The sequence below is a fragment of the Aquisalinus luteolus genome, from assembly GCF_009712425.2.
Lineage (GTDB): Bacteria > Pseudomonadota > Alphaproteobacteria > Caulobacterales > Parvularculaceae > Aquisalinus > Aquisalinus luteolus.
In genome coordinates this window covers 591,753-611,320 of record NZ_VCJR02000002.1, presented here as the reverse complement: position 1 = coordinate 611,320, position 19,568 = coordinate 591,753, and the positions used below count along the sequence as shown (strand labels likewise).

General features: G+C 59.3%; 18 protein-coding genes. 9 read left to right on the top strand and 9 right to left on the bottom strand.

All coding sequences use genetic code 11. The annotated features are described in order from the left end of the window. The first annotated feature begins 158 nt into the window (after window positions 1-158). Window positions 159-1,073 carry a toll/interleukin-1 receptor domain-containing protein gene (locus FF098_RS11465; protein ID WP_155140598.1) on the top strand — a complete coding sequence of 305 codons (915 nt, stop codon included), beginning with the start codon at window positions 159-161 and terminating at the stop codon, window positions 1,071-1,073. A gap of 128 nt (window positions 1,074-1,201) precedes the next feature. Here FF098_RS11465 and FF098_RS11460 read toward each other — a convergent pair whose 3' ends face one another. After that, a complete protein-coding gene (locus tag FF098_RS11460; protein WP_155140596.1) occupies window positions 1,202-2,572 on the bottom strand; it encodes a hypothetical protein in 1,371 nt (456 codons plus the stop codon). 1,133 nt (window positions 2,573-3,705) lie between these two features. Here FF098_RS11460 and FF098_RS11455 point away from each other — a divergent pair. Then, the gene (locus FF098_RS11455) at window positions 3,706-4,449 is read left to right on the top strand and encodes a tetratricopeptide repeat protein (RefSeq protein WP_155140594.1); all 744 of its coding nucleotides are present in this window, start codon (window positions 3,706-3,708) and stop codon (window positions 4,447-4,449) included. Window positions 4,450-4,518: 69 nt separating this feature from the next. Beyond that, window positions 4,519-4,932 (top strand): methylglyoxal synthase, encoded by a 414-nt coding sequence (locus FF098_RS11450; RefSeq protein ID WP_155140593.1) that lies wholly within the window; start codon window positions 4,519-4,521, stop codon window positions 4,930-4,932. Window positions 4,933-4,949: 17 nt separating this feature from the next. Here the strand turns inward: FF098_RS11450 and FF098_RS11445 are convergent, their stop codons facing one another. The 7 genes from FF098_RS11445 to FF098_RS11415 all read right to left on the bottom strand — a co-directional run bounded on the left by FF098_RS11445 (window position 4,950) and on the right by FF098_RS11415 (window position 12,219). Continuing rightward, the gene (locus FF098_RS11445; RefSeq protein ID WP_155140591.1) at window positions 4,950-5,237 is read right to left on the bottom strand and encodes a hypothetical protein; all 288 of its coding nucleotides are present in this window, start codon (window positions 5,235-5,237) and stop codon (window positions 4,950-4,952) included. Between the two features lie 35 nt (window positions 5,238-5,272). Beyond that, window positions 5,273-6,166, bottom strand: a complete 894-nt coding sequence (mmsB, locus tag FF098_RS11440) for a 3-hydroxyisobutyrate dehydrogenase (protein ID WP_155140589.1) — start codon at window positions 6,164-6,166, stop codon at window positions 5,273-5,275. Window positions 6,167-6,217: 51 nt separating this feature from the next. Then, entirely contained in the window at window positions 6,218-6,898 is a 681-nt protein-coding gene (locus FF098_RS11435; protein ID WP_155140587.1) for an SDR family oxidoreductase, read from the bottom strand. A 62-nt stretch (window positions 6,899-6,960) separates the two neighbouring features. After that, window positions 6,961-8,280, bottom strand: coding sequence for a S41 family peptidase (locus FF098_RS11430; protein WP_155140585.1), 1,320 nt, complete (start codon window positions 8,278-8,280; stop codon window positions 6,961-6,963). A 28-nt stretch (window positions 8,281-8,308) separates the two neighbouring features. After that, a complete protein-coding gene (locus tag FF098_RS11425; RefSeq protein WP_155140583.1) occupies window positions 8,309-9,802 on the bottom strand; it encodes a CoA-acylating methylmalonate-semialdehyde dehydrogenase in 1,494 nt (497 codons plus the stop codon). A 60-nt stretch (window positions 9,803-9,862) separates the two neighbouring features. After that, entirely contained in the window at window positions 9,863-11,056 is a 1,194-nt protein-coding gene (locus tag FF098_RS11420; RefSeq protein WP_155140581.1) for an acetyl-CoA C-acyltransferase, read from the bottom strand. Between the two features lie 11 nt (window positions 11,057-11,067). After that, window positions 11,068-12,219, bottom strand: a complete 1,152-nt coding sequence (locus FF098_RS11415; RefSeq protein ID WP_155140579.1) for an isobutyryl-CoA dehydrogenase — start codon at window positions 12,217-12,219, stop codon at window positions 11,068-11,070. Between the two features lie 274 nt (window positions 12,220-12,493). Here FF098_RS11415 and FF098_RS11410 point away from each other — a divergent pair, with 274 nt between their 5' ends. Genes FF098_RS11410 through lpdA form a run of 5 tightly spaced genes read left to right on the top strand, consistent with a single transcriptional unit; the run spans window position 12,494 to window position 17,783 of the window. Then, window positions 12,494-13,738, top strand: coding sequence for a 3-methyl-2-oxobutanoate dehydrogenase (2-methylpropanoyl-transferring) subunit alpha (locus FF098_RS11410; protein WP_155140577.1), 1,245 nt, complete (start codon window positions 12,494-12,496; stop codon window positions 13,736-13,738). 3 nt (window positions 13,739-13,741) lie between these two features. Then, a complete protein-coding gene (locus FF098_RS11405) occupies window positions 13,742-14,779 on the top strand; it encodes an alpha-ketoacid dehydrogenase subunit beta (protein WP_155140575.1) in 1,038 nt (345 codons plus the stop codon). Further along, entirely contained in the window at window positions 14,779-16,101 is a 1,323-nt protein-coding gene (locus tag FF098_RS11400) for a dihydrolipoamide acetyltransferase family protein (RefSeq protein WP_155140574.1), read from the top strand. The genes FF098_RS11405 and FF098_RS11400 overlap by 1 nt, the downstream gene beginning before the upstream one ends. Window positions 16,102-16,107: 6 nt before the next feature. Further along, on the top strand, window positions 16,108-16,395 hold the full coding sequence (locus tag FF098_RS11395; protein ID WP_155140572.1) for a hypothetical protein: 288 nt from the start codon (window positions 16,108-16,110) through the stop codon (window positions 16,393-16,395). Next, the gene (gene lpdA, locus FF098_RS11390) at window positions 16,392-17,783 is read left to right on the top strand and encodes a dihydrolipoyl dehydrogenase (protein WP_166426497.1); all 1,392 of its coding nucleotides are present in this window, start codon (window positions 16,392-16,394) and stop codon (window positions 17,781-17,783) included. The genes FF098_RS11395 and lpdA overlap by 4 nt, the downstream gene beginning before the upstream one ends. Window positions 17,784-17,925: 142 nt before the next feature. Here the strand turns inward: lpdA and FF098_RS11385 are convergent, their stop codons facing one another. Continuing rightward, entirely contained in the window at window positions 17,926-18,546 is a 621-nt protein-coding gene (locus FF098_RS11385) for a glutathione S-transferase family protein (RefSeq protein ID WP_155140570.1), read from the bottom strand. A 272-nt stretch (window positions 18,547-18,818) separates the two neighbouring features. On the opposite strand from FF098_RS11385, the gene FF098_RS11380 reads away from it, so the two are divergent. Next, a complete protein-coding gene (locus FF098_RS11380) occupies window positions 18,819-19,430 on the top strand; it encodes an energy transducer TonB (protein WP_155140568.1) in 612 nt (203 codons plus the stop codon). The last annotated feature ends 138 nt before the right edge of the window (window positions 19,431-19,568 follow it).

The window sequence follows — 19,568 nt, the reverse complement described above, 5'->3', positions numbered from 1 at the left end:
CGGCCCATAAACCAATACCGCGCTGGCGGGTATCGCCTGACGGCTCCACCCGCCCTACAATATCCCAAAAGCCCGGCGCCCCAAGCGCCGGGCTTTTTTCTTGCCTGAATTTCTTCCCGCCCACATAGTCGGTGCCATCAAAGAGGGGGTGGCAGGTCGTGTCTAATTCGGGGCAATATGTATTCGTCTCCTACTTCAGGGAAGACAAGGGCAAGGTTCGCAGTATCCTGAATCACCTGGAGGCCAATTCGATTCCTTACTGGGTCGACGAAAAGGGAATGGAAGGGGGCGAAGCCTGGGAAGCCAAGATCAGGCAGCGAATCTATGGCGCTTCAGCCTTCCTGTTGGTGCTCTCCAAGTCATACTACAAGCGCCCTAACTCCTATGTTCACAAGGAAATCGCCATAGCGAAGGAGAAGGCAGCCAGCCAGCATCCGAGTATTCGCTGGATTGTGCCTGCGCTCTTGGAAAAAATGCTGATCCCTGATCTCACTATCAGTGGTCAGCAAAAACTCTCGGATTTACATGTCATTACCAGCGGATGGTCCCGAGAGAAATTCCATACAGAAATATCAAACACCCTGAAGCAGATAATCGAAGACTCCAATGTAAACTCGGCCAAGATAACCGTCTACAATCACGACATCTCAAAGAACATCCATATTTTCAAGTCAAAAACCAAGACATACATGCCTTCGGGAAGGCTCGAGGATGAAAAACCGACTGGTTACCTGATCTTGATGAATGGCGGCGTGTGGGAAGATCTCTCCGAACAACACTTTACCTTCGGCGGGATTGAAGGTGCGGTAACAATCCCGATGCGCTCGCGCGTGCAGGCAAGTATACCGGCCGGAACTTTTCACTTATTTGTCGGGCGCGGCTTCTTCATTGGCGAGGACCCGGAAGGCCGTTTTACGTCAAGCGACGTCCTCGAAACGTCCGAGGGCGTAACCTTCACGGCCTCCGCTGGGGATCAAGTCAATTTTACTGTTGTAAAATCAAAGAAGTTTCTTGGCATTTTCAATGCGCCGGGGTGGAGTCCATATACACTCGCCAAGACAAGCTCGGACTGACCGCCTTGACGCCTCCCGTCGCAGGTCGGGTGGAGCGACGCGATACCCTCCACTCAGAGCCTTCCATCCCCACAAGCGGCGGGTGTCACCAACCGGGTCCACCCGCCCTACGGCGCAACGCTCTATTGCTACAAGTTGAGTTTGTACCTAATGAGATTAATGACTGGCTGTAAAAGTTTAATATATTCAATGATTCTTTTAATTGGGTCTTTAGTAAAACGAGCTTTCTCATCCGAAATCGCCCGCAACGCCTTATCTAGAAATGCATCCAAATCGTCACTATAAAGTTCAATTCCAATTCTGATGTTTATTCCCAAGTTGTTTATAAACGATTTTGATGCTGCCCAAATATTGTATTGAGTCCTAACTAAGTCTATTTTACTTTCATTACTTGCACCTTCACACGCCCCATCAATTAAATCAGCCTCGACACGTCTCAACTCCTCAGATTGAACGCGCCTAGCCAAATCAGAGTTATGAACTGAGTTTATTTTCGAGACTATTTCGGGAGAAACATTTACCCCCTCACCTCTGTACATATGCTGAATAGTCTTCTGGAATTCGTCAAATGCATCAGAAATTGACCATTGCAGCGCTCGAATTTCTTCTAGATCGGCTTTTAAAACATCATTCAAAGTATGAAATTCATCGGCATCAACACTCGCGCAAGCGTTTCTCAGCATAATATACGTGTGAACAGACCTAAAATTCGCAATGTCGTCACCCAATGCCTTCTGATAGCGATCAAACTTAGATACAGCGAAACGCGAAATATTAGATCCCCTCAAATCCTCACAAAACGATACGGTTAATTCTTTAAGAGAGGTAAAAAGCTGTGAAAGACCCTCACCAGCCACCTCCTCACGAGCAGCATCAGTTTTTATACGGATAAAACCTTGGCTATCGATTTCCGCCCTAATTGGAGCTGCAATCTGTTGTGGTGCACTAGGTCTCTCGATTAGGCTGTCGATGTAGTTGTTAATATTCGTGACACCTCCATCCCAGAAGTCATTATCCTCCAAGTGAAGCATTACTCTATCCAAATCTGGATGAACGTCCCTAACGTTTCCGTTTAGGCAGTTTCTGTACCACTCAAGCCATACATACCATTTTTCATCGAGTACATTTAATAAGTATGTCTCTACTTGCTCCCACCGGCCCTCAACCCACAATGGCATATTTTCCCGCCAAAGCTTTTGATCTAATAAAGCTGCCGGGTCCAAATTTTCATTTTGTACTGCTGCGATATCTTCTCTTATCAATTTCCAAGTATCAGTATCAAATCCAGCCCTATCACAATACCAGGCCACCTTTGCTGTAGAGGCCACCACATCGCTGATTCGCCCTCTAGAAGGGCCAATACTGAAACTCAAAGAATCAGTCGCCTTTGCCAAGGCGCGCGAGACATCGGTGGGAGATAAAAAATATACTGAGCCGTCTGCTTGCGCCCTTTCTTCCAAATTATCCAATCCAACTGCAGTCAACTCACGTGAGAGCATGGAGGCGATACGCCCTACCTCCCTTACAGTTTTTCTTACATCAGATCTTTTATAATTTATATTAGAGAATCCGCCTATTAAGTAAGACCTAGATATTGAATTCACTGTAAAAGCGCATCTAAATATTTAAAGAATATATTCTTTAAATTTGCCAGGCCTAGATAAGCAAAGCCTACTTAACAGAATTGGCAATGCACGCAAAACCATTCTATTGGCCAGAGCAACACTCAAGGCTTCAGACTTATCAGATAACCAGTCCTCTAGGTTTTCTGGTACATTTATATAAAAATTTTCACTCATATATGTTTATTACTTAGAGTAATTGATTCCTTTGAGGTGCATGATAAAGATTCTACAAAACATTGGTAGCTGTCTAATCGACCCACCTGCCCTACCAATACTTATCCCCACCGCCGCCATCGCGCCTATTCTCCCTTTATCCCGGGTAGGACCGGGTGAGGGGGTGCCGTCTGCCGTTCCTGCGGTGAGGCTGGTGTCCTATCAGGTTTCCGGCGGCGCTCGAGGGTGTGCGCAAGCTTCGCATCGTCCGCCGGAGCGGTGTTCCGTGGTTTAGCACCGCGGACGGGAGAGCTGGGTATCGGCCCCGCACCAGATCACCGCCGTGGAAGTGGGCTCTGCCCATACCACCAGATATGTTGAAGGGCACCGCCCCGCTTCCACGGGCCCCCTTTATCGCGTCGAAGCCCGAAGGGCGAAGACGGATCGCTTCAACGCCGCCGGGCCCTCGCCTGTGGCGCTTTCGGCGCATGCCCCCATCCCCGGCTTCGCCGGTACTTCCCCCGCAAGCGGGGGAAGAAAAAAGCGCTCCGGATTCCGTGCGATGCCATTCCTCCCCCGTCAAAACGGGGGAGGTGCCCCGAAGGGGCGGAGGGGGTGGAAAGAGAAAGTTGTCCGCCAATGCCTGTAAGGCAGACTCTGCCTTACAGGCTTGGTGAGCAATTGTTTTACCGGTCAGGATTTGTCAAGGACGCGCCAGAGGCGCGCCGCGAAGCGGGCTACGCTCCTTGACTAATCCTGATCCGGTGAAACACCCCCCGCGCCCCCTCTGTTCTCCACGGCAATCCTGTGCCAGACTGTGGAAAACAGAGGCCGGAAACAGAGGGAAGACTATCGTGACGTTCGGAAAATTCATCCTGTCAGCCGCTTTCGGCCTCGCCGCCCTGGCTTTTATGCCCGCCCACGCGATGCAGGACGAGGACGCGCCCGCTTCGGAGCCTCCCACCCAGGAAGAAGAAGACGTCATCACCATTTTCGGCGGCGGCCCGCGCGACGAGGCGATGGCCGCCTTCATGCGCGGCGATTACCCCACCGCGGAGCTGGAGTTCGGCAAGAATCTGCGCTGCGCCGAGCGGGTCGAGATGATGGAGGATTTCGCCTATGAATCCGCCCGCGGCAACCAGACCGCAGCCGATGCCGGGGCCGGCGGCTCTGCCCCTGCCGGCGGCGGCGACCTGACCGCCCAGTCGCGCCCCTCCGGCACCGATTACAACAGCGGCCAGCGCCCGGACGAGGAAGACATCGCCGCGCGCAGCTGCGACATGCCCGCCTACCAGATCTACATGATCGGCATGTCCCAGGTGAAGCAGGGCAAGAATGCCGAGGCGAAGGCGAATTTCTATCGCGTCATCGCCATGTCCAAGGACGAGCGCTTTTTCGATGCCCATTACCGCATCGGCCTGCTCGAACTGCTCGACGGCAATGTCGACAAGGCCGAGGAGCGCCTCGCCCATCTGAAGGTCCTGCAGGAGCGCTGCCAGCGCCGCGGCGAGCGCTGCGAATGGCGCGACGAGCTGGACGAGGCCGTCGCCTTCCTCGATGCCGCCGTCACCAATGCGAACGACCCGTCAGCGGGCTAGCCTGGCGCCCCTGATCTTGGCGAATAGTGCGCAACCGTGCTAGGCCGGTGGCCCTGAGGAGACTTGCCCATGCCCGCTGCCAAGAAGACGATCGCGCTCATCGCCCATGACAAGAAGAAGGCCGAGATGGTCACCTTCGCCAAGCGGCACGAGGGCGCCCTGTCTGCCTTCACCATCGTCGCGACCGGTACCACCGGCGGACTGCTGGCAGAGGCCTGCCCGGCGCTGACGATCAAGCCGGTCAAGTCCGGCCCCCTTGGTGGCGACCAGCAGATCGGCGCGATGATCGCCGAGGGCCGTGTGCAGACGATGATCTTCTTCATGGACCCGCTCTCGCCCATGCCCCACGATGTCGACGTAAAGGCGCTTACGCGGCTCGGCTCGGTCTATGACATCCCCATGGCGCTGAACAAGGCGACGGCGGAAGTGATCCTGAAAGCGATCACGGCAGAGGCTGCGGCGACTGAGAAAGCCGAAGCCTAATGTCAGTTATCAGCTGGCTAGTTTTCCGGTGTTGAGGATAAAAAATTACGCTCGGCGCGTCGCCAGATGCTATGGCTGAACCAAAGTCCCACCAACGGGAAAACCAGCATGGTTACGGCTAATCTGAAAAATAAATCAGGGAATGAAAACCCCTCGCTCATTGCTTGCCAAGCGCAGAGCAGAACCGTCGTAATGATTGCAGTAACCCATCCCCATGCAAGAGCCAGTAGGATCATGAAGCGTACTTTTCCAAGTTGGCGGGTCTTTTGCCAATCAATTGGATCGTCAGGATCAAACAAAGCCATTTTTGCCCCTCATGGTATCACACTAACCCATCTTCCTATTTCTGCAAATCGCCCCGGATCAGCTTCATGACGCCGGAAAAGTCGAGATCATCCGTCCCCGCCGCTTCCATCATCGTGTAAAGAGACTCTGACAGCGTGCCGAGCGGCGTGGCCGCCCTGACCTTCTCCGCCGCGTTATGGGCAAGGCGCAGGTCTTTCAGCATCATTGCGGCGGCAAAGCCCGGCTGGTAGTCGCGGTTTGATGGCGCCGCCGGCACCGGCCCGGGCGCCGGGCAATAGCTCGTCATCGACCAGCACTGGCCGGAGGCCTTGGAAGAGATGTCGAAAAAGGTCTGCGCGTCGAGGCCCAGCTTCTCGGCCAGGTTGAATGCCTCGCACGTGCCGATCATGGAGATCGCCAGCAGCATATTGTTGCAGATCTTCGCGGCCTGCCCGGCACCGACATCACCGGCGTGGAATATGTTCTTACCCATGGCATTTAGCACTTCCCGTGCCCGCTCGAAATCCTCCGTGGACCCGCCGACCATGAAGGTCAGCGTACCCGCTTCCGCCGCCGCCGTGCCGCCGGAGACCGGCGCATCGACGAAGGCAAAGCCCCGCGCCTTGGCCCCTTCGCCGACGGCAATCGCACTCTCGCCGTCGATGGTCGAGCAATCGATGAACAGCGTGCCTTCCCGGGCGCGCGTGGCAATGCCCGCCTCGCCGAGATAGACATCACGCACATGCTTGCCCGCGGGCAGCATGGAGACGACGGCATCGGCCTCTGCAGCTGCCCCGGCAAGGCCATCGGCGGCACGGCACCCGGCCTCGACAGCGCGCTTTACGGCAGCGTCCGACAAATCATGCGCCATTACGTCGTGACCGGCCTTGGCGAGGTTCGCCGCCATGCCGGAGCCCATATGGCCGAGGCCGATGAAGAGGATTTTCATGGTCGTCTCCCTACTGATTTATTCCCGCCTGTCCCGGCGGAGTTATGATTGTCACCATGGTATGGTCTTGCCGGCATAATCGAGAAACGGTGCCGTCTCCTGCGGCTCCAGCCCGTCGATCACCTTGCGAAGGCCGCTCACGCTTTCGGTCGTGTCGATCAGCCCGTTCGGTCCGCCCATATCGGTGCGCACCCAGCCCGGATGCAGCGTGCCGACGGCGATGCCCTTGGGCGCGCAGGCGGCAGCGACCATGTTCATCGCCATGTTCAGCCCGCATTTGGTCGAGCGATAGATGATGCGCCCCGAGGAAGAATCGCCGATCGACCCCATCTTGGACGTGATGGCGACGATCTTGCCTTTCGCTTTCTCGACCGCAGGCAGGAAAGCCTCAGCCGTGCGCAACGGGCCCATCGTATTGACACGGAAGGTTTCGTCCCACCCGTCAAAATCGAGGGAGCCGAATTCCTGCCCCTCACCCTTCGGCCCCATCACGCCGGCATTGGCGATCAGCAGGTCAACCGGGCCGGACACGGCGCCGGCAAAGGAGGAAAGGACGCTCTCGCTGGTGATATCCGCCTTGTACACAGTGACGTCGCCCTCGATGGCGTTCAGCTCATCGGCACTTTCCGGGTTGCGGCAACTGGCGTGGACGCTCCAGCCATCGGCGGCGAACTGGCGGGTAAACTCAAGGCCAATCCCGCGATTGGCACCGGTGATCACGACTGTCGGCATGTCAAATCTCCTTTATTGCTTACCCGCCATGTAGACCGTGCCGTCATCCTGTCTAGCGCCCCTCAGGGCATCAATGAAAGCGCCGCCTCGAGATATGGGTCCCGGCCCGCGATAAAGTCATCATAGGTGAACACCGGCCGGTAATCAGGTGCCAGACTGTCGACGGCAATCGGGTGGCGCTGGATAGAGCCATGGCAATCATCCTCCGGGCAGCCGGTCATGTAGTTATGCCGCTCGGTCGATATGCCAATATTAGCACCGGACTGGGGCAGGAAGATAACATCGCCTTCGGCCCAGAATTCCAGCGGGTCGCCGACCGGCGCACCGATGATCGTCACCCTGTCGCCGCCTGCCTGTTTCAGGTAACCGACACTGGAAATGCCCGCCGAAAAGGTCCGCGCGGAGGTGATCGCGAAGACATGCCCGCTCTCCCCGACGATCTCCGGGATCGCCTGCATCAGGTCGCGGGTCGTGTTCAGGTCTCCGCCGGTATTGAAGCGCTGGTCGAGAATCACATAGGCCGGGGCATCCTCCTGCAGCCGGGTGAGGGCGTCGGTCGCGGCTTGCCTCATATCCATCTGGCCGGAGAAATCTATATTGGCCCGGAACTGGATATAGACGGCATCACGCTCGGGCATCGGCACATAGCGCAGCAGCTCGTCAGGCTCTTGCAGGTAGAGCGGATCACCGTCGACCAGCCCTGCCTTATAGAAGGTGATAGCCCGTGCTTGTGGAATGATCTGCCAGATCCCGGCCAGTGGCGGCCAGGCATCGCTGTTTCCCACACGGACCGTTTCACCATTCAAAAGCGTCACGGAGATAGTGTCCGAACGCTCGGCGATCCCTGCTGCATTGAGAATGTCCGGGCTTTCAAGGAAAGCGTAGATATACTCATCCCGATGACCCTCAAGGCCGGGGTGGTAGGGCGCAAAGTGGTCGCGAAGTTCAGACAGGCCAAGGCCCTCAACGGCCGTGACACGCTGACCTGCTAACGCCTCATAGTCGCCCTGCCCGTCGGCGATGAACAGCCCGTCATCGGCAATCATGAACCGCACGGCAAGACGTGGGTAGCGAGACTGCCAATAGGTGTTGCGCAGCACGGTGTGGCCATTGTCGGCGACAGCCACGATCTCGGCGAGGGCAAGCACGAAGGCCGGTTCGCTCATGCCGTCAGCATTGGCTTCCAGCTCGGCCAGCAGCGCTTCGGCACGCGCCCGCTCCTCGGCTGAATAGCTGTTATCGACCTCGAAAAATTCCGTCCGGAACATGGCGAGGTCTTCCGACCAGTCCTGCGCCCATGCCGTTCCTGTTGAAATGGCCGTTCCGGCGAGGCCTGCAAAGGCCAGCACCAGAGCGAGCCCGCCCCTGAAGATGCGGATCATGTCTGTCTCCCGTGTTGCGCCCAACTACTTATTTCATAGTTGGTATCACGAATTCGGAGCCTTGCACATCCTCCGGCCAGCGCTGTGTGATGGTTTTTATCTTGGTCCAGAAGCGCACACCTTCCGGCCCGTGCTGGTTGGTGTCGCCGAAGCTCGACCGCTTCCAACCGCCGAAGGTGTGATAGGAGACCGGCACCGGGATCGGCACGTTGATACCGACCATGCCGACATTGACCTGCGCCGCGAACTCCCGCGCGGCGGCGCCATTGCGGGTGAAGATCGCCACGCCATTGCCATATTGGTGGTCGGAGGGCAGCTCGACCGCTTCCTCGAAATTCTGTGCCCGGACGACCTGCAGCACCGGGCCGAAAATCTCCTCCTCATAGGAGGACTGGCCGGGCTTTGCATGATCCAGCAGCGTGCCGCCCATGAAGAAGCCATTCTCATATCCCTGCAGCGTGAACTCGCGGCCATCGACGACCAGCTCCTGTCCTTCCTCGACGGCCTTGCCGATCCACTGGCGCACACGGTCGCGATGGGCGGCGGAGACGAGCGGACCGAGGTCCGAGCCTTCATCCGTGGATGGGCCGATCTTAAGGCTTTCCACGCGCGGCTTCAGCATGTCGATCAGGCGGTCGGCGGTCTCCTCGCCCACCGGCACGGCGACGGGCGTCGCCATGCAGCGCTCGCCGGCGGAGCCATAGGCCGAGCCGATCAGGTTGTTGACGACATTGTCCATGTCCGCATCGGGCAGGATGATCATGTGGTTCTTGGCACCGCCAAAGGCCTGTACGCGCTTGCCGTGGGCCGTGCCGCCGGCATAGATATATTGCGCGATGTCGGACGAACCGACGAAGCTGATGGCCTTGACGCGCGGGTCCTCGATCAGCGTATCGACGGATTCCTTGTCGCCATTGACGACGTTCAGTACACCCTCCGGTGCGCCCGCCTCCATCATCAGCTCGGCAAGGCGCAGGGGCACGGACGGGTCTTTCTCCGACGGCTTGTTGATAAAGGTGTTACCGCAGGCGATGGCGACACCGAACATCCACATCGGGATCATCGCCGGGAAGTTGAACGGCGTGATACCGGCAACGACACCCAGCGGCTGGCGCATGGAATAGACATCGATACCGGGGCCCGCCCCTTCCGTATACTCCCCTTTTTGCAAGTGAGGGATACCGCAGGCAAACTCGATCACCTCCAGCCCGCGCTGCACGTCGCCACGGGAATCCGGGATCGTCTTGCCATGCTCGGAGGAGAGCATCTTGGCGAGGTTTTCCATGTCCTTCTCGACCAGTTCCTTGAACTTGAACAGGACGCGGGCGCGGCGTTGCGGGTTGGTTGCGGCCCAGCCGGGAAACGCCTTCTGGGCAGACGCGATGGCATCCTCGACATCGGAACGGCTCGCCAGCACGGCCTGCGCCTGCGTCTCGCCGGTCGTCGGGTTAAACACATCGTGGCGGCGGTCGGATTTACCGTTCGTATGCTGTCCGTCGATGAAATGGCCTAGTGTTTTCATGGGTATTCCTCCGGAAATAAAAGGGCGGGCTCAACGGCCCGCCTCGTTATCGGTTATCATTCAGTCCATCAGCTCAAAGGCCATCGCCGTCGCCTCACCGCCGCCGATGCAAAGTGATGCGATGCCGCGGTTCATCCCGCGATGGCGCAGGGCGTTCAGCAGCGTCACGATGATGCGTGCGCCCGAAGCCCCGATCGGGTGGCCGAGGGCGCAGGCGCCGCCATTGACGTTGATCTTCTCGTGCGGGATCGACAGCTCCTCCATCGCCGCCATCGGCACGACGGCGAAGGCCTCGTTGACCTCGAACAGGTCGACATCGGATGTGTGCCAGCCGCAGTCGTCCATCAGGTCCTTCATCGCCTGCACCGGCGCGGTCGTGAACCAGCTCGGCTCGCGCGCATGGCTGCTCTGGCCGATCAGTTTGGCGACCGGCGTCAGGCCCCGCCGTTCCGCCTCCGACAGGCGCATCATGAGAAGCGCCGCCGCGCCATCGGAGATGGAGGAGGCGTTCGCCGCCGTCACAGTGCCGTCCTTCTTGAAGGCGGGGCGGAGCGACGGGATTTTTTCCGGCCTGGCCTTGGTCGGCTGCTCGTCCTGACTGACCGTGTAGTTGCCGTTGCGGGTCTCGACCGTCACCGGCAATATCTCGTCCGTAAACTGACCGCTCTCATGGGCGGTCCGGGCGCGGGTCAGGCTCTCGATCGCATATTCGTCCTGCATTTCGCGGGAGAAATCGTATTTCTCGGCGCATTTCTCGGCAAAATTGCCCATCAGCCCGCCCTCGTAGGCATCTTCCAGCCCGTCGAGGAACATGTGGTCCTTTGCCTCCGCATGGCCGAGACGCGCACCGGAGCGCATCTTCGGCAACAGGTAGGGTGCATTGGTCATGCTCTCCATACCGCCAGCTACACCAACCGTCGCGGTGCCAGCCAGCAGCGCCTCTGCCAGCATCATCGCCGTCTTCATACCGGAGCCGCACATCTTGTTGACCGTTGTACACGGAACGGATACCGGCAGCCCGGCCTTGATCGCGGCCTGGCGCGCCGGGGCCTGACCCTGACCGGCCGGCAGGACGCAGCCCATCAGCACCTCGTTGACCTCGGCTTCCTTGACGCCTGCCTTCTTCATCACATCATGGATGACCTTTGCGCCAAGATCGGACGCTGTCAGGTCGGCGAACTCGCCCTGGAAACCGCCGATCGCCGTGCGCGACATGGAGGCAATGACAATGGGATCGTCTGTATGAATTTTCATCGGAGGTCTCCTTAACCGGCCTGATAGGATTGCAGCATATGGCGGGCAACAATCAGCCGCATGATTTCGTTCGCGCCTTCGAGTATCTGGTGCACACGCACATCGCGCAGCATCCGCTCCAGCGGATAATCGGCGAGATAGCCATAGCCGCCATGCATTTGCAGCGCATTGTTGACCACCTCGAACCCCGTATCGGTAACGAAGCGCTTGGCCATGGCACAGAGCGACGAGGCATCAGGCGTTTTCTCGTCCAGCGACCACGCGGCCCGGTAAAGCAGCGAGCGGGCCGCTTCCAGTTCGGTCTTCATGTCGGCGAGCGTAAATTGCAGCGCCTGATTGGCCGACAGCGGCTTGCCGAAGGCGGTGCGTTCGCTGGTGTATTCGAGCGCCGCAGCAAGGGCGGCATTGGCCGTACCGAGCGAACAGGCGGCGATATTCAGCCGCCCGCCATCGAGGCCCGCCATGGCGAATTTGAAGCCCTCGCCTTCCGCACCGATCAGGTTTTCAGCCGGGACGCGGCAATCCTCGAACGTCACCACCGCCGTCGGCTGTGAATTCCAGCCCATCTTGCGCTCATTGGCGCCGAAGGAAATGCCGGGCGTGTCTTTCTCGACGAGGATCGCGGATATGCCTTTCGGGCCGTCATCGCCCGTCCGTACCATGACGAGATAGAGGTCGGAGACGCCGGCACCGGAAATGAACGCCTTGGAGCCGTTCAGTATATACTCATCGCCATCCTTCACCGCCTTTGTGCGCAGGGCGGCGGCATCGGAGCCGGAGCCCGGCTCGGTCAGGCAATAAGAGGCGAGCATCTCCATCGACGTCAGCTTGGGGCAATATTTCTGGCGCAGGTCGTCGCCCGCAAAGCGGTCGATCATCCAGGAGACCATATTGTGGATGGAGATATAGGCGGCGGTAGACGTGCACCCGGCGGACAGCTCCTCGAAGATCATCACCGCATCCAGCCGCGACAGGCCGGAGCCGCCGACATCCTCGCCAGTATAGATCCCGGCAAGGCCCAGCTCTGCCGCCTGCTTGATGACATCGACAGGGAAGTGCTTCTCCCTGTCCCATTCTGCGGCATGGGGAGCCAGCTCCTCGCGGGAGAACCGCCCGGCCATATCTTTTATCGCTTCCTGTTCTTCCGAGAGCGCGAAGTCCATCTGGTTTCCAGTCCCTTTTGGCTTGCGATTAAGGTAGGTCGGGGCCTGCGCCCTTGCCACCTGCCTCACCGCTTATAAGTCTTATGGCACAGAGGAGAAGACCTGCGCACAAGCTGAGTCAAGGCTTGCAAACAGGATAAGACCTTCCTCCAAAAACGCAGGCTCGATTGGAATAAGTGGCGAAAATGCATACGTTTTTTGCTGTTCTGGTCGGCTGACCTCTGTGCGATTTTCGGGCATGGTGCCCTCAAAAATAAAGACTGAGCGGAGAACTATGACCAGGGAAGAAAACGATTACGCACCGTTGAAGCTGCATGTGCCCGAACCGCCGGTACGGCCGGGCGATACGCCGACTTTCGACAAATTCGAAGTGCCCGAAGCAGGCAGCGTGCGCAAGCCGCCGATCGACACCGATTTCGACGATATCCGCGATCTCGGCTTCGACATTATCCGTGTACTGGACGATGAAGGCAAGGCCGTCGGCCCGTGGGCGGAGGACATTTCCGACGAACAGCTGCAGGCCGGCCTGAGGGCCATGATGCGCACCCGCGCCTTTGACGAGCGCATGCTGAAGGCCCAGCGTCAGGGCAAGACGAGCTTTTACATCCAGTGCACCGGCGAGGAAGCCATCGCCACCGGCCACCAGCTGGCGCTGCGCCAGGGCGACATGAATTTCCCGACCTATCGCCAGCAGGGCCTGCTCCTCGCACAGGACATGGATCTCGGCCGGATGATGAACCAGATTTATTCCAACGAGAAGGACGAGCTGCGCGGCCGCCAGCTGCCGGTTCTCTATTCCTTCAAGGAAGAGGGCTTCTTCACCATCTCCGGCAACCTCTCGACGCAGTATATTCAGGCCGTCGGCTGGGCCATGGCCTCGGCGATCAAGGGCGACACCAAGGTCGCCTCAGCGTGGATCGGCGATGGCGCGACGGCCGAGGGCGACTTCCACACCGCGCTTGTCTTTGCTTCCGTCTACAAGCCGCCGGTCATTCTCAACGTCGTCGATAACCAGTGGGCGATTTCCTCCTTCCACGGCATTGCCGGGGCGGAAAGCTCCACCTTCGCCGAACGCGCCCATGGCTATGGCCTGCCAAGCTTGCGCGTTGACGGGAATGACTGGGTCGCCGTCTATGCTGCCTCACGCTGGGCCATCGAACGCGCCCGCCGCGGCCACGGCCCGACCATGATCGAATGGGTCACCTATCGCGCCGGCGCGCACTCGACCTCCGACGATCCGTCGAAATACCGCCCCAAGACAGAGCATGAAGCCTGGCCGCTGGGCGATCCGATCAAGCGCATGAAGCAGCACCTCATCGCGAGGGGCCTGTGGTCGGAAGAGCGCCATACCCAGGCAGAGGCTCAGTATGCCGACGAAATGCGCGAGGCCGCCATCGAAGCGGAAAGCAACGGCACGCTGCATGACGGCCCGGGGCCGAGCGCCGCTGAAATGTTCGAGCAGGTCTACAAGGACGTGCCGCCGCACCTGCGCCGCCAGCGCCAGAAGATGGGAATATAGGCCATGTTCGACGATAAACCTGAAACCACCAGAATGAACATGATCCAGGCCATCCGCGATGCGCAGGATGTGATGCTGGGCAAGGACGAGAACGTTGTCGTCTTCGGTGAGGATGTCGGCTATTTCGGCGGCGTCTTCCGCTGCACCGAAGGCCTGCAGGCAAAATACGGCAAGCAGCGCGTGTTCGATGCGCCGATTTCCGAAAGCGGCATTGTCGGTGCCGCCATCGGCATGGGCGCCTATGGCCTGCGTCCCTGCGTCGAGGTGCAGTTCGCCGACTATGTCTTTCCGGCCTATGACCAGATCAGCCAGGAAGCCGCGCGCCTGCGCTATCGCTCCAACGGCCAGTTCACGGCACCCTTGGTGATCCGTATGCCGACGGGTGGCGGTATCTTCGGCGGCCAGACCCACTCGCAAAGCCCGGAGACCCTGTTCACCCATGTCTCCGGCCTGAAGACTGTGATCCCGTCAAACCCCTATGATGCCAAGGGGATGCTGATCGCCTCGATCGAGGATGATGACCCGGTCATCTTCCTCGAGCCGAAGCGGCTTTATAACGGTCCGTTCGACGGCCATCACGACAAGCCTGTCGTGCCGTGGTCGAAGCACCCGAAAGGCGAAGTACCGACCGGTCATTACACGGTGCCGCTCGGCAAGGCAGACATTGTCCGCGAGGGCAAGGACGTGACGATCCTTGCCTATGGCACCATGGTGTTCGTCGCAGAAACGGCTGCGAACGAGACCGGAATCGATGCGGAGATCATCGACCTGCGCTCGCTCTTGCCGCTCGACATCGAGACCATCGTTGAATCGGTGAAGAAGACCGGCCGCTGCGTCATCGTGCATGAGGCGACGATCACTTCCGGCTTCGGCGGCGAGTTGTCCGCACTGGTGCAGGAGGAATGCTTCTATCACCTCGAAGCACCCATTGAGCGCGTTGCCGGGTGGGACACCCCCTACCCCCACGCCCAGGAGTGGCACTACTTCCCCGGGCCCGCCCGTGTCGGCGAAGCCCTGAAATCAGTGATGGAGGCCGTATAATGGGCGTACACGTCATAAAACTTCCCGATGTGGGCGAAGGCGTGGCCGAGGCCGAATTCGTCGAGCTGCATGTCAAGAATGGCGACGAGGTCCAGGCCGACCAGACGCTGGCCGATGTCATGACCGACAAGGCGACGGTGGAAATTCCGTCTCCGGTCGCCGGCAAGGTGATCTGGATCGGGCCGGGTATCGGCGAGACCATCGCCGTCGGTACGGAAATTTTCAAGCTGGAAGTCGCTGGCGCCGGTAACTCCAAAGAGCCGGTCGAGGCGCAAGCTGAACCGCAGCAAAAAGAAGAGCCGAAAGCCGCAAAAACGCAGAAGGCTCCAGAGCCCAAGGAAGAAAAGCCGGCACCGGCCCCTGCAAAACCTGCCCCTGCTCCTGCGAACAACGGTTCTTCTGTCAATGCCCAGCGCCCCAATGGCGCGGTGCGCAAGCCGAACGAGAAGCCGCTGGCCTCCCCTGCCGTGCGCAAGTCCGCGCAGGACCAGGGCATCGATCTGCGCTTCGTCCACGGCTCCGGTCCGGCAGGCCGTATCACCCATGACGACCTCGAAGCCTATGCCGCCGGCAATGCCCCGGGGATCGAAGCCCGCTCCAGCGGCTATCAGCCGAATACGAGCGTCGAGGAGATCAAGGTCATCGGCTTGCGCCGCAAGATCGCGCAGAAGATGCAGGACGCCAAGCGCCGCATTCCGCATGCGTCCTATGTCGACGAGATCGATGTGACCGCACTGGAAGAGCTGCGCCAGCACATGAACGCGGCCCGCAAGGAAGGCCAGCCGAAACTGACCCTGCTACCTTTCCTGATGCGTGCCGTCGTCATGTCTGTTCGCGACTTCCCGCAGGTCAATGCCCGCTATGATGATGAGAACGATATCGTCCAGCGCTATGGCGCTGCCCATATCGGCATCGCGACGCAGACCGATACCGGGCTGATCGTGCCGGTCGTGCGCCATGCGGAGGCAAACGATCTCTGGACCAATGCGGGTGAGATCAAACGCCTCTCAGACGCCGCCCGCGACGGCACGGCCAAGCGGGAGGAGCTTTCCGGCTCCACCATCACCATTACATCCCTCGGCGCCATTGGCGGCATCGCCTCGACCCCGGTCATCAACGCGCCGGAAGTCGCGATCATCGGCGTGAACAAGATAGTCACCCGGCCGATGTATAATGACGAAGGCCAAGTCGTGCCGCGCAAGCTGATGAACCTGTCATCATCCTTCGACCACCGCGTCGTCGATGGCTGGGACATGGCGCAGTTCATCCAGACGATCAAAGCCTATCTGGAATTCCCGGCGACCATGTTCATGGAAAACTGAACGGAGATGGCCGAGGAAGAACACCCATGTCCTGTTTGCGGTTTCCCTCTGTACGAACCTGTGACAGAAAACGGGCTTAGTACATTTGTTCTCTGCAGCTGCTGCATGACACAGTTCGGGCATGATGAACTGGGAAGTTCACCGGAGGCGCTCAGGCAGAAATGGATTGAAGAGGGCATGCCCTGGCGGGGTGTAGAAGAGCACAAACCTGATGATTGGTCTGCCGCCCGGCAACTTGTAAGACTTGAAGAAGAAAGACCCAAAAAGTCAGAACTTCATGGAGAAGATCAGTGAACGAACTTGAATGCAAAGTCCTCGTGCTCGGCGGCGGTCCGGGTGGATATGTCGCCGGCATCCGCGCCGGGCAGCTGGGCCTCGACACCATCCTCGTCGAAGGCGGCAAGCTGGGTGGCTGCTGCCTCAATGTCGGCTGCATCCCGTCGAAAGCCTTCATCCACACCGCCAATGAATATGACCTGATCAAGCGCTACTCTGAAGGCTCGGAAACGGGCATTTCCACCGCGCCGACGACCATCGCCCTGCCAAAGACCGTGGCATGGAAAGACGACATCGTCTCGCGCCTCAATACCGGCGTTGCCGGCCTGTTGAAGAAAGCCAAGGTCCGCATTGTAGAGGGCTGGGGCGAGATGCGCGACGGCAAGACCTGCGTCGTGAAAACCGCCGATGGCGAGACCCGCATCAAGGCGGAGCATGTGATCCTCGCGACCGGCTCGACGTCCGTCGAACTTCCCGCCCTCCCGTTTGGCGACAAGGTTATCTCTTCCACCGAGATGCTGTCCCTGACGGAAGTGCCGAAGAAACTCGCCGTTGTCGGCGGCGGCTATATCGGGCTGGAACTCGGCATCGCCTTCCGCAAGCTCGGCTCTGACGTGACCGTGGTCGAGGCAACCAACGGCATCCTGCCGCTTTATGACCGTGAGCTGACGAAACCAGTGAAAGACCGGATGGACAATCTCAAGATCCGTGTGATGCTCGAAACCTTCGCCAAGGGCCTCGATGACAAGGGCAATCTGCGCGTCGAGACCCTGTCGGGCGAGGCATCCAGCATCGAGGCGGACAAGATCCTCGTCACCGTCGGTCGCAAGCCGCGCACCGATGGCTGGGGCCTCGACAATATGGACCTCGCCATGGATGGCAGGTTCATCAGGATCGACCAGCGCTGCCACACCTCCATGCGCAATGTCTGGGCGATCGGCGACGTGACCGGAGAGCCGATGCTGGCCCACCGCGCCATGGCGCAGGGCGAGATGGTCGCCGAGATCATCGCCGGCGAGGCCCGGACATGGGACAAGGTCTGCATCCCCGCCGTCTGCTTTACCGACCCGGAAGTCGTCAGTGCCGGGATGAGCGAGGCCGAGGCGAAGGCCTCGGGCTTCGAGGTCATCACCGCGCAATTCCCCTACAAGGCCAATGGCCGCGCCATGACGATGGAAGACGAAAGCGGCTTTGTGCGCATCATCGCCCGCAAGGACAATCACCTTGTGCTCGGCATCCAGGCTGTCGGCGGCGAGGTGTCGGAATTGTCCGCGCAATTCGCGCTGGCGCTGGAAATGGGCGCGCGGCTGGAAGATATCGGCGGCACGATCCACGCCCACCCGACCAAGTCGGAAGCGGTTCAGGAAGCGGCGCTGAAGGCGCTGGGCCACGCGCTGCATATCTAGGGCCCTCACCCAAAATCTGTTGCACAGATTTTGACCTCTCCCAGAGGGAGAGGTTGGGCCATGCCTCATCCGTTTGCGCCACACCTCTCCCTCGGGAGAGGTCGAAATTCCGCTAACGGAATTTCGGGTGAGGGGAATTGGCTTACCCAGCCTGTGCGGCGACCAGCGCGTTATCCATTTCTGTCGCACGGCGATAGGCATCGCGGTCGGTCACCCGCTGTGCATAGGCGATGAATTCCTGCTTCTTCTCCAGCGTACCGAACTGGATGCCCCAGTTGACCTGCGCGCCGACATAGATATCCGCTGCGGTAAAGTCCGGACCCGCCACATAGCCATCACCCGAGACGGCCTTTGCGAGCGTGTCCTGCGTCAGCGCGAAACTGCCATAGCCAAGCGTGCCCTGCTTTTGCGGGTCATCGACGGCAAAGCCCATCGCATTGTTGGTCACTGCCTGTTCCACCGGCCCGGCGGCAAAGAACAGCCAGCGGTAATAGGCCCCGCGCTTGTCGACCGGCGGAGCCAGCCCGGCATCGGGGAAGGCATCGGCGAGATAGGCGCATATCGCGGCGCATTCGGTCACGACCTGGTCACCATGGACGATCGCCGGCACCTTGCCCATCGGGTTGACCTTCAGATACTCGCCCTTCATGTCAGGGCCATATTGAATGACTTTTTCAGTATACTGTGCACCGACCTCTTCCAGCATCCAGCGGGCAATGCGCCCCCGCGACATCGGGTTGGTGTAAAGGGTAATCTCGCTCATCACTCTCTCCTGTCAGATATTGCGCCCGGTTTTCGCGCAGACCATAGCCAGCCCCGCCCACGCTGCCTACGCTGAATTTTCCAACTATTTTAAATAAATCCGGGTGCGGCGCACAATAATTACCCGCTGGTAATATCCCCTGTTTGAGCTATACTCAAACTTACAGGACGCGGCCAGCACTCGACCCCGCGTTGCGTTTGACATGCTGACCGCCTTCCGGCTGACCCGCGCCCCGGACCGTGCCCGGCTCGCGCCCATGAAGGAGGATACGCATGTCACATACAATGAACGCCCCCCGTGGAAACAATCTGCGCCTGACGCTCGGCCTGCCCATCGCCGCTGTCATCACCGCCGGGCTGTTCCTCGTCATGGGCGGCCTGATCAAGAGCGATGACATCATTATCGGCGAGCCAGCCGCGACGCCGACATTCACTATCCTGAGGGAAACGCCACCGCCCGTAGAGCCGGTCGAACCTGTCGAAAAGACGATCAAGGAAACACCACCGCCACCGCCAGACATGACGTGGAAACGCGAAAACACCGGCGGACCGATCGTTGACGCCAACCCGCCAACAAGAACCACAACCACTGTCGCACCGGTCACAACTGGCAACTTCAACGTCAACGCAGCCGTGCTGCAGACGCAACCGATCTATCCGCCGCGCTGCTCATCGCGCGGGGCGGAAGGCTCGGTCACGGTCGCTTTCGATGTGCTTGCCAATGGCGGCGTCACCAATGCCCGCATTGTCAGTTCGTCGGACAGCTGCTTCGACCGGTCAGCGCTAGAGGCGATCCGGCAGTGGAAATACATGCCGGCCAGCGGCCAGAGCGGCATCATCCAGCGCGGTGTCCAGAAAACGTTCGTCTTCCAGCTCCAGGGGTGAGAAGAGAGAGCCCGCGCCTCGCGGAACGGTCGGGAGAGAACCGTTCGGCGAGGCGCATTCATTCTTGACGCTTCGCCCTGGATCTCCCCAACGCGGCATCTGCCAATGTCGAAAAACAACCCTGCACAAGAACCGAAA